Raw genomic sequence first — 13,562 nt, forward strand, 5'->3', positions numbered from 1 at the left:
TTTGTGGGGTTTCATTCAGTTCGGTGTTCGGCATCTTTGGTCATGACCAAGCTAAGCAAGACTGAGCCGAAGATCACGCTCCCAACCACCGCCAGCGACCACTCTACCGGCATGTGCACCCACGGCATCAACACCATCTTGCCGCCAATGAATACCAGCACAATCGCCAATCCGTACTTGAGCAGATGAAAGCGGTCGGCCATGTCCGCGAGCAGGAAGTACAGCGCCCGCAGGCCCATGATCGCGAAGATGTTCGAGGTGAAGACGATAAACGGGTCAGTGGTGACGGCGAAAATTGCCGGGATGCTGTCCACCGCAAACATCAAGTCGCTGGCCTCGATCAACACCAGCACCAGAAACATCGGCGTGGCCCAGCGCACGCCGTTCTGCAACACGAAAAAGCGTTCGCCATGAAAGCCTTTGGTGATCCGCAAATGCCCGCGCACCCAACGCAGCAGCGGGTTTTTGTCGAGGTCCGGTTGTTGTTCGGCGAACATCAACATCTTGATCCCGGTGAAGATCAGGAACACGCCGAAGGCGTACAGCAGCCATTCGAACTGCGACACCAGCCAAACCCCGGCGAAGATCATCACGGCGCGCATCACAATGGCCCCGAGCACGCCGTACAACAGCACCCGGCGTTGCAGCTCCGGCGGTACGGCGAAGTAGCTGAAGATCATCACGAAAACGAACATGTTGTCGATCGACAGCGACTGCTCGATCAGATAACCGGTCAGAAACTCCAGACTCTTTTGTCTGGCGATTTCAGCGCCGAACGCACCGTGCAGGTACCACCAGAGCAACGCCGCAAAACTCAATGCCAACAAGCACCAGGCGATGACCCAGGACAAGGCTTCGCGGACCGAGACCCGGTGCGCCTTGCGTCCACCGAAGACAAACAGGTCCAGGGCAAGCATGGCAAGGACGAAGATGATAAAGGCGCCCCACATCCACGGTTCGCCGATATTGATGTTGTTGGCTGGCATGTCACGCCCCCTGTCTCGGTGTTGTATTCAGGTCAGACGAGGCCATGCTAGCGACGCGTTTGCCGCAAAGAAAAATCGTTTATTTCTCGGGTAGAGTTCGTTAAAAACGAATTGTCGGCGCAACGTCGCGCGTCGATCCTTGTTCACTGGTTTGCGCCCCCTCGGCGCAACGCTTGCGGAGGATGTGCTGGAGGCATGGGCGGGGCGCTGAGCACGTACATAATGTCCACGATATAAAAGCAAGCTGACGCTCATGAACGATAGTTCAGCGAAATAAATGCAGCAAAAACGATAGGTGAGATATATCGAATGCCAAACACTGCAAAAGACAAGCTTTCCGTTTGGCATTCGCAATGGTCGATTGCTTTAATGTGACGGGCCTGTTTTTCAAATGTCTCCGGTTTTTACCAGATAGAATTCACCTGCCACTTCGTATTCCGAGTCCATATTAAGGACTTTAAAGTGAAACGTGCCTTCAATTGTGCCTTTTTGTGCATCTCGAGTGAAAGTGATGCTGCCTTCGTGGGCACGTTTGGCGAGATCACGCACAACTAACATTGCCCCTACCGTCGCGTTGTCGTTATCGATTGCATATGTGCCACTCTGCAGGTCGCGGGGCATGCCAAAGAGGATGCCCAATCGAGCTCCAGAGTCATCGATCGCACTAACGACGACGCGGGTTTCGTTGGACGCGTATTTAAACCGGGAGGGATGGAATTTATCGAAGGGAGGTGTTGGAGGTGTGAACACCGCTTTGAAATATGATTCTTGTGTGTTTTTTTCGCCCGAAGTTCGCAGGGGCTGAAGGTTTTCATCAAATCCAAACACGGCGAGATCTATGATTTCAGTCATGGCTAACGTTCCTGAGTAATGAGTGGTTTATTGCTTGTGGGTGAATGGCTGAATAGCCAAGCCCCAATAAAACATTACTCTTTACTTGGGCGTCGTTGCGACTGTCAGATATGACAGTTGCTACTTAGTCTGATTTATGCTTTCGACTTCAGGTTGTTGCAGCCGCAGGCGGATTGAAGCCTGCCAGGCTCCAATCCCCGCGATCTGATTATTTGCCTGCCGACAACGGCGGCGTGCGCGGTGGCACCAAGCGTCTGGAACCGGTCGACTCGAACGCCGAAGCCAGGCGTAACAGCGCCGAGTCGTCGTAGGCGCGACCGGCGAAGGTCAGCCCGACCGGCATGCCGATGTCGGCCATGATGCCCATCGGCACGGTGACGGTCGGCACGCCGAGGTGACGGATTGCCAGATTGCCGTTGGCCACCCAGACGCCGTTACTCCAGGCAATGTCCGCCGATTGCGGATTGATATCGGCATCCGCCGGGCCAACGTCGGCGTTGGTCGGGAACAGCACCGCATCGAGCTTGAGCGAGTCCATCCAGTCTTCCAGATCGATTTTGCGGGTCTTTTCCAGGCCGCGCAGGCCGTCGGGCAGGGTCGGAATCTGATCCCATGGGGTGATACCGCGTTCGGCCATGCGTACGTATTCGTCCATGCCGGCGGCCAGATCACCTTCGCGGTTGGGCAACGTTCCAGGGTCGTGCGGGAAGATCTTCGGTCCGTCGACGTCGGCCAGACGGTTCAGTTTCGGATCGCCGTTGGCGCGCAGGAAATCATCGAACGCCCAGGCCGACAGGTCCCACAATTCGTGATGCAGAAACGCCTCGGAGACGATGCCGCGATTGAACACGGTTGGCGCGCCGGGACGGTCGCCTTCGCAGTTGGAGACCAGCGGGAAATCCACTTCGATGACCTCGGCACCGGCGGCTTCCAGCGCGGCGCGTGCCTGTTTCCACAGCTCGATCACCGACGCACGGGTGTTGATGCGTTGCCCGGTCGGGCCACCGATACCCGGCGCTTCGCTGGTGCCAGCCTCGGGGTCGGCATTGATGTACATCTTTGGCACGCCCAGGCGTTTACCCGCCAGTGCATCGGCGGTCACCGCAAGTTCCGCGTAGGAAGCCGGGCGCAGCGAGGCAACGCTCGGAATCGCCACCCAGGGTTGCAGGCGCCACAGATCGCCGCGCTTGTCGGCATCTTCGGCAACCACCACGTCCAGCACTTCGAGCAAGTCCGCCATGCTCCGGGCGTAGGGCACGACCACGTCCATGGTCGGCGTCAGCGGCCAGTTGCCGCGCACCGAAATCACCCCGCGCGACGGTGTGTAGGCGCACAAGCCATTGTTCGACGCCGGGCCACGGCCACTCGACCACGTTTCCTCGGCGAGGCCGAACGCGGAAAAACTGGCGGCGGTGGCGGTGCCGGCGCCATTGGACGAACCGGAAGCGAAGGGCGCCGTCAGGTAGTCAGCGTTGTACGGGCTCTCGGCCCGGCCATAGACGCCGCGCTGCATGCCGCCATTGGCCATCGGCGGCATGTTGGTCTTGCCCAGGCAGATCGCCCCGGCGGCGCGCAGTCGCTCGATGGTGAAAGCATCGCGATGGGCGACCAGATCGACAAACGCCGGGCTGCCCGACGCAGCGGTCAGGCCTTTGACCAGATAACTGTCCTTGGCGGTGTAGGGAATGCCATCCAGCGGGCCGAGTGTCTGGCCTTTGGCTCGGCGCTCGTCGGCAGCCTCGGCTTCTTTGAGGGCTTGCGGGTTGCGCACCACCACAGCATTGAGTGCCGTGTCGGTGTTTGTGCCGTCGTAAGCGTCGATCCGCGCCAGATAAGCCTGCACCAGCTCCACCGAGGTGGTCTGACCAGCTTCGAGGGCAGCGCGCAATTGGGCAATGGAAACTTCAGTGACTTCGATCATGCTGTTACCGCCGACAGGTTCGCTAAAGGAGGGGTCATCATTGTTATCGTCAAAAATCCTGATGGGCGAAACTCTACCCTGAACTTTGCCGATTGGCATGTGCTAATTCGATAAATATCGACAAACTCAACGGAAAAATTCCCCGGGCGTCTCACCGAACTGTTGGCGAAATGCAGCGATGAACGCCGACGTCGAGTCATACCCGCAGGCCAAAGCCACGTCGGTGACGCGTTCGCCCCTCTCCAGCGGCGTCAGTGCTCCGAGTAGACGCAGGCGCTGGCGCCATGCGCGAAAAGTCAGACCTGTGTCGCGCAGAAACAGGCGGCTAAGGGTTTTTTCGGTCACGCCGAATTTCTCGCTCCAGTGACTGAGTGTGGTGGGTTGTTCCGGATGCTGCTCAAGACTCTGATAGATCTGGCGTAAGCGGCTGTCTTGCGGCAGTGGCAACATCAGGTCGATTTGGGGTGCGTCGGCCAACTGATCGAGGATCACCTGGGCCAGGCGACCGTGCGGGCCGCCTTGGTCATACTCGACAGGAATCTGACTAAAGGCGCGGATCAACTCACGCAGCAAGTCGCTGACGCCGAGCACATGACAGCGCTCGGCCGCCCATCCGGCGACGCTGCAATCGATGTACAGGCTGCGCATTTCGGTGTGCGGTGAACTGAAGACCCGATGCGGCACGCCTGCCGGAATCCACACCGCGCGTTCGGGCGGGGCGACGAAGCGTCCGGCGCTGGTCTGCACTTCGAGCACGCCCTGAATCGCGTATGACAATTGCACCCACGGATGACTGTGGCGCCGGGTCAATGCCCGATTGGGCAGCGATTCTGTGCGGCCGTACAGCGGGCGTGGCAGGCTGGGCAGTCCGGGAATACTGCGTCTGACGCTTTTGTCGTGTCCTTTTGGCGGCATCTGGCGGTTCTTCGGCGTTAGTCGGTAATTGCCCGTCACGTTAGAGTCGCAATCACGTACTGGCAACCCCCGGATGAGCAAACCATGACCCGCCCAAGATTCTTGCCCGACAACTTCACCCTGACCCTGATCGGCGTTGTGCTGCTGGCCAGTTTTCTGCCGGCCAGTGGTCAGGTCGCGGTCGGTTTCGGCTGGCTGACCAACATCGCCATTGCGCTGCTGTTTTTCCTCCACGGCGCCAAGCTCTCGCGTGAATCGATCATCGCCGGCGCCGGCCACTGGCGCCTGCATCTGCTGGTGTTTGGCCTGACGTTTGTCCTGTTCCCGCTATTGGGGCTGGCGCTGAAACCGCTGTTGTCCCCGTTGATCGGCGACCCGTTGTACATGGGTATGCTTTACCTCTGCGCGTTGCCGGCCACGGTGCAGTCGGCCATCGCCTTTACTTCGCTGGCGCGGGGCAATATTCCCGCTGCGATTTGCAGTGCGGCGGCGTCCAGCCTGTTCGGGATTTTTCTCACGCCGCTGTTGGTGACACTGCTGCTCAACGTCCACGGCGACGGCGGTTCGACCCTCGACGCGATGCTGAAAATCAGTGTGCAACTGCTGCTGCCATTCATCGCCGGGCAGATCGCCCGGCGCTGGATCGGCGCGTGGGTAGGGCGTAACAAGAACTGGCTGAAGTTTGTCGATCAGGGCTCGATTTTGCTGGTGGTCTACGGCGCATTCAGCGAAGCGGTCAACGAAGGTATCTGGCATCAGATTCCACTCTTCGAGCTGTTGGGGTTGGTGGTGGTCTGCTGCATCTTGCTGACGCTGGTATTGGTGGCATCGACGCTGCTGGGCAAGGCGTTCGGTTTCAGCCAGGAAGATCGCATCACCATTCTGTTCTGCGGCTCGAAAAAGAGCCTGGCCACCGGTGTGCCTATGGCGCAGGTGTTGTTCGCCGGTAGCACTATCGGCGTACTGATTCTGCCGCTGATGCTGTTCCATCAGATCCAGCTGATGGTCTGTGCGGTGTTGGCGCAGCGCTACGCAAAACGCCCGGAATCGGTGCCGGAACTGATGGCGCAGGTCGATCCTTGATCCGTTGACCTCATCGCAGGGGCGCACGTACAGCACTGTCATTGGCCGAACACAGGCTTCGCACCTACGCTGTTGAGCTACCGATAATTGAATGAGGTCTTGGGTCATGGCAAAGGTAAAGGGCAAGGACAAGAAAAAAAGCGCCAGACAACCGACCCTTGAGCCAGCAAAGCTGAAAAACAAGGACTACCTCGAACATCTGCGCCGCTTGCACATCGAGGTGGTCAAGTTGCAGGAATGGGTCAAGGCCAAGGGCATCAAGGTGTGCATCGTTTTCGAAGGGCGCGACGGTGCCGGCAAGGGCGGGACGATCAAGGCGCTGACCGAGCGCATCAGCCCGCGGGTGTTCCGTGTCGTCGCGTTGCCGGCGCCGACTGATCGCGAAAAAAGTCAGATGTATATCCAACGCTACCTGCCGCACTTGCCGGCCGCCGGCGAGGTGGTGATGTTTGATCGCAGTTGGTACAACCGCGCCGGCGTCGAGCGTGTGATGGGTTTTTGCACTGAAGAACAGGTGGCCGGTTTCCTCAAGGCGGTCCCGGCGGTGGAGCGTGCCATCGTTGATTCCGGCGTGATCCTGCTCAAGTACTGGCTCGAGGTCAGCGAGCAAGAGCAGACTCGGCGCCTTCAGGCGCGTATCCGGGACGGGCGCAAGATATGGAAACTGACGCCCATGGACCTCAAGTCCTACAGCCGTTGGTATGACTATTCACGCGCGCGTGATGCCATGTTTGCCGCAACGGATTCCGAGCACGCTCCATGGCGAGTGGCTGATTCGAACGACAAGCGCCGGGCACGCCTGAACATCATCACCGATCTGCTCAGCCACATCCCTTACGAGGACGTGGAGCGTGAGTCGGTAACACTGCCAAAACGCCAGAAGCCTGCGGGCTATCGGGAGCCGGATTACCCCTACAATCGTGTGCCGGAAAAATTCTGAAGGGGCGGCTGGAGCATCCGCTCCAGCCATGGCCGTGTATCAGCGTCGATGCATTCGCGGCTGGATCTGCTGGGTGGGCACGATGCCCGACCCTGTTCGATTGTTGCCACCGTTCACTGACGATTGGTTTTGCGCGTCGCGTTCATCTCTACTGCCATTGTCGTGGCAAGACGATCCGCCCAGACAGATGGCGATGGCGAGCAGCAAGAGCGGGCTTATCGATGGGTACATGGCAATCTCCATCACTTGTACGTCAAGCGACCTGGATTCCGGTCCATGGAGTTTTATCAAGAAGGGGGCGCGTAGTGCGCAGAGATGTGCAGCGGCTACGCGTTCTCAAAGCATAGGCGATGGTCGGGACCTCCTGTCAGAAAGTCGCGGCAGATGGCTTGGTGAATGGGGGGCAATCGACAAGGTGCCACTCAACCGGCCCCGGTATATCGCACGGCTGCTGCCGCCCGGGAGGGTACGTTCAACGCGCGCAGCAACGAAGACACGTGAATCCTCACCGTAAACGGCGAGATATCCAGCGCCCGGGCAATTTCCTTGTTGGTCTTGCCCTGAGCGATCAGCCGTAACACCTCCTGCTGACGGGGCGTGAGGGCGGCGCCGGTTTCCAGCCGCAGCAAGCCTGACGGGGCAAACTTCACCAGCACTTCACCTTCGCGGATCGCCAGGATCGCTTGGCCGATCTCCTCCGGGGCAATGTTTTTGCCGATGAAACCGTCGATGCCCGCCGCCATGACTTCGCTGATCAGCGCCTCATCATCCACCATCGACACCACGATCAGCGTGGTGCGCGGCAGGCGTCGGCGTAGTTCGGCGAGCTGGCTGACGCAGGTGAGGCCGGGAAAACGCAGATCCAGAATCAGGCTGTCCGGCTCATCACCGCAGGGCAACAGCGCCATTACGGCGTCCAGGTCGCCAGCTTCTTCAAGACTCGCTTCGGGCAGCAGACGCTGGACAGTGCGCAGCATGGCCTCGCGAAACATCGGGTGATCGTCGGCTATGATGATTCGGTATGTCATGGCGTGACCCTCCCTGGGTCAGGCGTTGTTCTTGGCAAGCACCTTAGCACTGGGCGCAAGGGTTGCCTGTAGGCTCATTCCGAATATGACGATTGCGACACAAGGACGTTAATCATGAAGTTCGAGAAAAACACCGAACTCGATCAGGCTAACCTGCGCATCATCATCGCCAGCATTGCGGTGGTCTACATCGGCGTACTTGGCTTTTTGCCGGGCCAGCGCTTCGATACCTACCTGCCGGTGATTACCTATATTGGTCTGTTTTTGCTGGTCTCAATCGTGCTGCGTCAGACGATAGTGCGCTGGCCGGGGCATTACCCGGCGCGGCGGATTTTCGCCATGGTCCACGACTACACCGGTACCTGTTTCGGGCTGGTGGTGGGCGGCGAGGCGGCGTTGCCGCTGTACGCGGTGATTATCTGGGTCAACCTCGGCAATGGTATGCGTTACGGTTCGCGCTATCTGGCGATTGCCACGGTACTGGCGTTGTTGGCCTTGCTGGTGGTGTATCGCCTGACGCCGGTGTGGCAGGCGCAACCGTTCATGGTATTGATGCTGATGATCACCAGCACGGTGATCCCGTTCTACGCGCACCTGCTGCTGGAGCGCACGCGCAAGGCTTCCGAAGAAGCGGTCGCGGCCAATCTGGAAAAATCACGCTTTCTCGCCCAGGCCAGCCATGACTTGCGTCAGCCGATTCACTCCATCGGCCTGTTTACCGCGTGTCTGCGTGAGTCGCGGTTGGGGGATGAGGAGCGGCGGCTGGTCGACAACATCGACCGTTCGCTGCTCAATGTGTCGCAGTTGTTCCGCTCGATTCTCGACCTGTACACCCTCGATAACGGGCGGATTCTGCCAAAACTGCAAGCCGTGAATCTGGGCGAGTGGCTTGCCGATCTGATTCGCCAGAACGCCGAAGCCGCACGTTGGGCAGGCGTGGAATTGCGCCTGCGACCTTGTGAACGCTGGGTTCGAACCGACCCGGCGCTGCTCGCGACCATGGTGCAGAACGTGCTGTCCAACTGCTTCAAATACGGCGCGCACCAGCCGGTGCTGATTGGCGTGCGCAAGCGCGGGGCAGGACTGGCCATTGTCATCCATGACCGCGGCAACGGCATCGCCGAGGAGCATTTGCCCAAGGTTTTCGAGGAGTTTTACCGGGTTCGTCAGGTGCGCGACAAAGATGTCGAAGGCGTGGGGCTGGGCCTGTCGATCGTCAAACGTCTGGGGCAGTTGATCGGAGTCGAAGTCGCGCTGCGCTCACGACTCGGGCGGGGTACGGCTGTCACCTTGTCTGGCTTGCCATTGGCGGCGCCGCAGCAGATGCAGATCAACCGCGATGACGCACGACAAGTCGGCCTGTTGACCGGGCTGAAGGTGTGCCTGGTGGAGGATGACCACAACGTGCTGATGGCGACCTCGGCGTTGCTGGAACGTTGGGGCTGTGAGGTGCAGGCCGAACTGAGCGGGCGGGATTTGACCACCGATTGCGACATCATCGTCGCCGACTTCGATCTTGGCACCCATGCTACGGGTATCGAGTGTATTGACGACGTGCGCCGCCAACGCGGCTTTGCGGTGCCAGCGATGATCATCACCGGGCATGACATCGAAAAAATACAGGCGGCCTTGCACGACCGCCAAATTGCCATCCTGTCCAAACCGGTACGCCCGGCCGAGCTGCGCGCGACCTTGCGTGCCCTGCGCGACCGGCAAACCGAGCCGGTCGAGGAGGTTTAGCTCAACGCTTGCAGAGATAGTCCTGAGTGATGGTGGTTTGCAGACAGTTGTACTGGCCCATGGTGCGGCAGATGTTTTTCTCTGAGCCGGTGACCTCGGCATTTTTGTAGCCCCAGGTCTTGCAGCGTTGCGCGGCGACGGTCAGGCCTTGTTCGGCGCTGGTCTGGCCACTTTCGAACTGGCCCAGTTCATAGGAAACCTGGACGACGCCATCGTTTTTGCTGCCGCCTGTGGCCTCCCATTGTTTCGGCGTGGCGCAGCCGGTCAGGAAGAGCGCGGTGAGGGTGAGTGTTGCGATCAGGGTTTTCATGATGGGACGTAGTCCTTTACCGAGGCGGGAGAGTTATTGAAACGGAATTGGCGAAGCGCCTTTGGGCAGGCACTACAGGGGCGGCTTCATCATGCCCATGCTGGCCACGGCGATGATGACGCCGCTGGGCAATTCACAGTTGTATTCCCCGGCCGGGGTGTAGGCGGTGTAGTAGGTGAGGGTGCTGTCGTTGCGGATGTTGTCGATTTTCGAGACCGGTTTTCCGATAACGGTTTGCGCGCGTTCTTTCATGCTGGCTTCGGTGGGTTTGACGGTCTGGCACCCGGCGATGCCGAGCAGCAGGGCACTGACGACAGTCATTTTGCAGAGGGGGATATGCAGTTTCATGGTATTTCTTCCTTGGTGTTGTTCTGATTTCCAGGCACAACGATCCTGAGCACCGCCAGGTGGCAGTGTTGAGGAACATCGAGGGTTGCGAGGGAATATAGCGCCGGGTGGCGGAGCGGTCGATTAGCACAAATGTGCTAGTGCGCAGCGGGAATGGACGGGTGTTAGGCGCTTCCCTTCCTGCACGTTCTGCGCAAAGCTCAATTCAGTCTAAAAACCCTGCGCCGCCTCCGTAACCGTTTGCTAGGCTCAAAGGTGTAGGTGAAGACGCAGACTGATGCGCAAACGGATAGCAAGGGGACGTGGGGCGCGTTCCGAAGGGTGCACGGTTAGAAAGATCTCCGCGCTGAGATCCAGCCCTTATGCCGTGTGAAGCAGCCGAGGCCGTACTTTTCAATTTCGCCCGGTACTGTGAGAAGCCTGATAAACCTTGTAAGCCAGAGACCAGCGCTGGCCGCCTACTCGAACCAACAAAGCCCGCATCGTGCGGGCTTTGTCGTTCTTGCAGGTCTAGATTTTCGACAGCGCGTGCGCCAGATCAGCGCGCAGGTCGTCGATGTCTTCAACACCCACCGACAGACGCACCAAGCCGTCACCGATGCCCAGTTTAGCCCGGGTTTCAGGCGGAATGGTGGCGTGGGTCATGATCGCCGGGTGCTCGATCAGGCTCTCGACGCCCCCCAGGCTTTCGGCCAGCGCGAAGATTTCCACGTTCTCCAGGAAGCGCCGCGCGCCAGCCAGATCCGTATTCAGATCAACAGAAATCATCCCGCCGAAACCGCGCATCTGCCGCTTGGCCAATTCATGCTGTGGGTGCGACACAAGGCCTGGGTAGTAGACGCGTTTGACCTGCGGTTGCTGTTCCAGCCACTGCGCCAGATCCAGGGCGTTGCTGCAATGCCGCTCCATGCGCAGCGCCAGAGTCTTCACTCCACGCAACGTCAGAAACGCGTCGAACGGCCCGGAAATCGCACCGACCGCGTTTTGCAAAAAGCCCAGTCGTTCGGCCAGTTCTGCGTTCTGCCCGACCACGGCGATGCCGCCGATGACGTCGGAGTGCCCGTTGAGATACTTGGTGGTCGAGTGCAACACGATGTCGAAACCCAGTTCCAGCGGACGCTGGATATACGGGCTGGCGAAGGTGTTGTCGGCCACGCTGATGATCCCGCGGGCACGGCAGATGCGCGCGATGGCAGCCAGATCCGACAGGCTCAGCAGCGGGTTGGTCGGCGACTCGACGATGACCAGGCGCGTGTCGTCCTGCAGCGCCGCTTCAAACGCCGACAGGTCAGTCAGATCGACGTAGCTGAAACGATGTCCGGCGCTGCGCTGGCGCACCTTGTCGAACAGGCGGAAGGTGCCGCCGTACAGGTCATTGCCGGAGATAACGTGCGACCCGGCATCGATCAGTTCGAGGACCGTGGAAATCGTCGCCAGCCCGGACGCGAACGCAAACGCCTGAGTGCCCCCTTCCAGATCCGCCACGCAACGCTCCAGCGCGAAGCGCGTCGGGTTGTGCGAGCGGCCGTAGTCGAAGCCCTTGTGCACGCCGGGGCTGTCTTGCAGGTAGGTGGAGTTGGCGTAGATTGGCGGCATCAGCGCCCCGGTGGTCGGGTCAGGCTCCTGCCCGGCATGGATCACTCGGGTCGCGAAGCCTTGGGAATTCTTGTCGTGCTGACTCATGCGAGGGATCTCCGTAATTGGTTGAGCATGTCGGTGCGAGTGATCAGGCCATGGAAGCCAGAAGCGTCGGCGATGATGGCGACGAGGCCGCGGCTGAGCACCGATTCCAGCTCAGAGAGGGGCGCACCGGGGGCGAGGGTTTGCAGTTTGTCGGTCATCACGCTGGAGACCGACTGGCTGAAACGCGCGGCATCTTCGTGAACGGCCAGCAGAATGTCCGATTCGTCGATCACGCCGACCAGTGCCTTGCCTTCAACCAGCACCGGCAGTTGCGAAACGTCCGCCAGTCGCATGCGCTGGAACGCGGTCAGCAAGGTGTCGTCGGGACCGACGCTGATCACCCGGCCATCCTCGAAACGTCGGGCGATCAGATCGCGCAAGTCGCCGTAGCCCTTGCGCTGCAACAAGCCCTGATCGGTCATCCATTGGTCGTTGTAGACTTTCGACAAGTAGCGCGTGCCGGTGTCGCAAACGAAACTGACCACGCGTTTTGGCTCGGTTTGTTCGCGGCAGTAACGCAGCGCGGCGGCGAGCAGGGTACCGGTGGATGAACCACCGAGAATGCCTTCGGCACGCAGTAATTGACGGGCGTGATCGAAGCTTTCTTCGTCGCTGATCGAATACGCGTGGCGCACGCTGGAGAGGTCGGTGATCGACGGAATGAAGTCTTCGCCGATGCCTTCGACCGCCCAAGAACCGGGGGTTGGCAGCGAGTCGTCGCGGCTGTATTGCGCCATCACCGAGCCGACCGGATCGGCCAGGACCATTTGCAGATCCGGTTGTACGCGTTTGAAGAATCGCGTCAGCCCGGTCAGCGTGCCGGCCGAACCCACACCGACGACGATGGCGTCCAGGTCATGTTCAGTCTGTGCCCAGATCTCTGGCGCGGTGCTGCATTCATGAGCCAGCGGGTTGGCCGGATTGTTGAACTGGTCGGCGAAGAACGCGCCGGGAATGTCTTTCGCCAGTCGTGCGGCGACGTCCTGGTAATACTCGGGATGGCCCTTGCCGACATCGGAACGGGTGATGTGTACTTCGGCGCCCATGGCCTTCAAGTGCAGGACTTTCTCGGTGGACATCTTGTCGGGCACCACCAGCACCACGCGATAACCTTTGGCGCGGCCAACCAGTGCCAGACCCAGGCCGGTGTTGCCGGCGGTGGCCTCGACGATGGTGCCACCGGGTTTGAGGCGGCCATCACGTTCAGCGGCATCGATCATCGCCAGACCGATGCGATCCTTGATCGATCCACCGGGGTTTTGTGATTCGAGTTTGAGAAACAGTGTGCAGGGGCCGGTATCGAAGCGGGTCACTTGTACCAGCGGCGTATTGCCGATCAGCCCAAGTACGGCAGGGCGTGAATCCTTTGACATCTCTTCACCTCTTTGTGGTGTTGATCGCGTTCCATTCGCGGGGAATAAGCTCGCGTGCAACATAGGCTCAGACCGGGGCCGTCGCAACCTTTAGTCGCCCGCAAATACTGCCATTTCGATCTAACGATAGAACAAAAACACGGCGCGCACGGGCACGCTTCGAGCGCGTTTATATAGACGCGCCATCGAGTATTCAAAGGGCGTCTTCGTCATCACGAACCGCTTGATCTGCGGATAAATATCCTGCAGTGCAAACCGCTTCAGGATCGGAATGTCGCGCATGGGCAACAGCGTTGTTCGAGCAGAGGCAGCGATGACTTTATCATGAGTAAAATTTGTGATCATCGCGATTAAATTGAGTTTGTCTCACTCGCTTGCGCTGC

The 13,562-nt window shown here is 59.6% G+C and carries 13 protein-coding genes; 3 read left to right on the plus strand and 10 right to left on the minus strand.

The genetic code is table 11. The features are described 5' to 3' along the window. Positions 1-11 precede the first annotated feature (11 nt). From ATI02_RS07480 to ATI02_RS07495, 4 genes are all read right to left on the minus strand, one after another. Entirely contained in the window at positions 12-986 is a 975-nt protein-coding gene (locus tag ATI02_RS07480; RefSeq protein WP_095191369.1) for a TerC family protein, read from the minus strand. 387 nt (positions 987-1,373) lie between these two features. After that, positions 1,374-1,838 (minus strand): hypothetical protein, encoded by a 465-nt coding sequence (locus ATI02_RS07485; protein ID WP_100845897.1) that lies wholly within the window; start codon positions 1,836-1,838, stop codon positions 1,374-1,376. Between the two features lie 208 nt (positions 1,839-2,046). Beyond that, positions 2,047-3,759, minus strand: coding sequence for an amidase (locus ATI02_RS07490; RefSeq protein ID WP_100845898.1), 1,713 nt, complete (start codon positions 3,757-3,759; stop codon positions 2,047-2,049). 126 nt (positions 3,760-3,885) lie between these two features. After that, positions 3,886-4,674, minus strand: coding sequence for an AraC family transcriptional regulator (locus ATI02_RS07495; RefSeq protein ID WP_095191367.1), 789 nt, complete (start codon positions 4,672-4,674; stop codon positions 3,886-3,888). An 84-nt stretch (positions 4,675-4,758) separates the two neighbouring features. Here ATI02_RS07495 and ATI02_RS07500 point away from each other — a divergent pair, with 84 nt between their 5' ends. Then, complete coding sequence (locus ATI02_RS07500; protein WP_095191366.1) at positions 4,759-5,757, plus strand: bile acid:sodium symporter family protein; 999 nt, start codon at positions 4,759-4,761, stop codon at positions 5,755-5,757. A 106-nt stretch (positions 5,758-5,863) separates the two neighbouring features. Next, on the plus strand, positions 5,864-6,697 hold the full coding sequence (gene ppk2 / locus ATI02_RS07505) for a polyphosphate kinase 2 (RefSeq protein ID WP_100845899.1): 834 nt from the start codon (positions 5,864-5,866) through the stop codon (positions 6,695-6,697). Positions 6,698-7,119: 422 nt separating this feature from the next. Here the strand turns inward: ppk2 and ATI02_RS07510 are convergent, their stop codons facing one another. Then, a complete protein-coding gene (locus tag ATI02_RS07510; protein WP_100845900.1) occupies positions 7,120-7,725 on the minus strand; it encodes a LuxR C-terminal-related transcriptional regulator in 606 nt (201 codons plus the stop codon). A gap of 114 nt (positions 7,726-7,839) precedes the next feature. On the opposite strand from ATI02_RS07510, the gene ATI02_RS07515 reads away from it, so the two are divergent. Beyond that, complete coding sequence (locus ATI02_RS07515) at positions 7,840-9,465, plus strand: ATP-binding response regulator (protein WP_100845901.1); 1,626 nt, start codon at positions 7,840-7,842, stop codon at positions 9,463-9,465. A gap of 1 nt (position 9,466) precedes the next feature. Here the strand turns inward: ATI02_RS07515 and yecR are convergent, their stop codons facing one another. The 5 genes from yecR to ATI02_RS31950 form a co-directional block, all read right to left on the minus strand. Then, positions 9,467-9,775, minus strand: a complete 309-nt coding sequence (gene yecR / locus ATI02_RS07520; protein WP_100845902.1) for a YecR family lipoprotein — start codon at positions 9,773-9,775, stop codon at positions 9,467-9,469. Between the two features lie 72 nt (positions 9,776-9,847). After that, the gene (locus ATI02_RS07525; protein ID WP_100845903.1) at positions 9,848-10,123 is read right to left on the minus strand and encodes a hypothetical protein; all 276 of its coding nucleotides are present in this window, start codon (positions 10,121-10,123) and stop codon (positions 9,848-9,850) included. Positions 10,124-10,633: 510 nt separating this feature from the next. Beyond that, positions 10,634-11,806: a cystathionine gamma-synthase gene (locus tag ATI02_RS07530; RefSeq protein ID WP_100845904.1), complete on the minus strand. Its 1,173-nt coding sequence runs from the start codon at positions 11,804-11,806 to the stop codon at positions 10,634-10,636. Further along, positions 11,803-13,179, minus strand: coding sequence for a pyridoxal-phosphate dependent enzyme (locus ATI02_RS07535; RefSeq protein WP_100845905.1), 1,377 nt, complete (start codon positions 13,177-13,179; stop codon positions 11,803-11,805). The genes ATI02_RS07530 and ATI02_RS07535 overlap by 4 nt, the downstream gene beginning before the upstream one ends. A 120-nt stretch (positions 13,180-13,299) precedes the next feature. Next, the gene (locus tag ATI02_RS31950) at positions 13,300-13,461 is read right to left on the minus strand and encodes a hypothetical protein (RefSeq protein ID WP_157815132.1); all 162 of its coding nucleotides are present in this window, start codon (positions 13,459-13,461) and stop codon (positions 13,300-13,302) included. Positions 13,462-13,562: the final 101 nt, after the last annotated feature.

Origin of the sequence: Pseudomonas baetica (assembly GCF_002813455.1) — a bacterium.
GTDB lineage: Bacteria > Pseudomonadota > Gammaproteobacteria > Pseudomonadales > Pseudomonadaceae > Aquipseudomonas > Aquipseudomonas baetica.

Excerpts from the sequence above, each read along its gene's own strand:
- ATI02_RS07480 (WP_095191369.1), bottom strand. The coding sequence starts at position 986 with ATGCCAGCCAACAACATCAATATCGGCGAACCGTGGATGTGGGGCGCC.
- ATI02_RS07485 (WP_100845897.1), bottom strand. The coding sequence starts at position 1,838 with ATGACTGAAATCATAGATCTCGCCGTGTTTGGATTTGATGAAAACCTT.
- ATI02_RS07490 (WP_100845898.1), bottom strand. The coding sequence starts at position 3,759 with ATGATCGAAGTCACTGAAGTTTCCATTGCCCAATTGCGCGCTGCCCTC.
- ATI02_RS07495 (WP_095191367.1), bottom strand. The coding sequence starts at position 4,674 with ATGCCGCCAAAAGGACACGACAAAAGCGTCAGACGCAGTATTCCCGGA.
- ATI02_RS07500 (WP_095191366.1), top strand. The coding sequence starts at position 4,759 with ATGACCCGCCCAAGATTCTTGCCCGACAACTTCACCCTGACCCTGATC.
- ppk2 (WP_100845899.1), top strand. The coding sequence starts at position 5,864 with ATGGCAAAGGTAAAGGGCAAGGACAAGAAAAAAAGCGCCAGACAACCG.
- ATI02_RS07510 (WP_100845900.1), bottom strand. The coding sequence starts at position 7,725 with ATGACATACCGAATCATCATAGCCGACGATCACCCGATGTTTCGCGAG.
- ATI02_RS07515 (WP_100845901.1), top strand. The coding sequence starts at position 7,840 with ATGAAGTTCGAGAAAAACACCGAACTCGATCAGGCTAACCTGCGCATC.
- yecR (WP_100845902.1), bottom strand. The coding sequence starts at position 9,775 with ATGAAAACCCTGATCGCAACACTCACCCTCACCGCGCTCTTCCTGACC.
- ATI02_RS07525 (WP_100845903.1), bottom strand. The coding sequence starts at position 10,123 with ATGAAACTGCATATCCCCCTCTGCAAAATGACTGTCGTCAGTGCCCTG.
- ATI02_RS07530 (WP_100845904.1), bottom strand. The coding sequence starts at position 11,806 with ATGAGTCAGCACGACAAGAATTCCCAAGGCTTCGCGACCCGAGTGATC.
- ATI02_RS07535 (WP_100845905.1), bottom strand. The coding sequence starts at position 13,179 with ATGTCAAAGGATTCACGCCCTGCCGTACTTGGGCTGATCGGCAATACG.
- ATI02_RS31950 (WP_157815132.1), bottom strand. The coding sequence starts at position 13,461 with ATGCGCGACATTCCGATCCTGAAGCGGTTTGCACTGCAGGATATTTAT.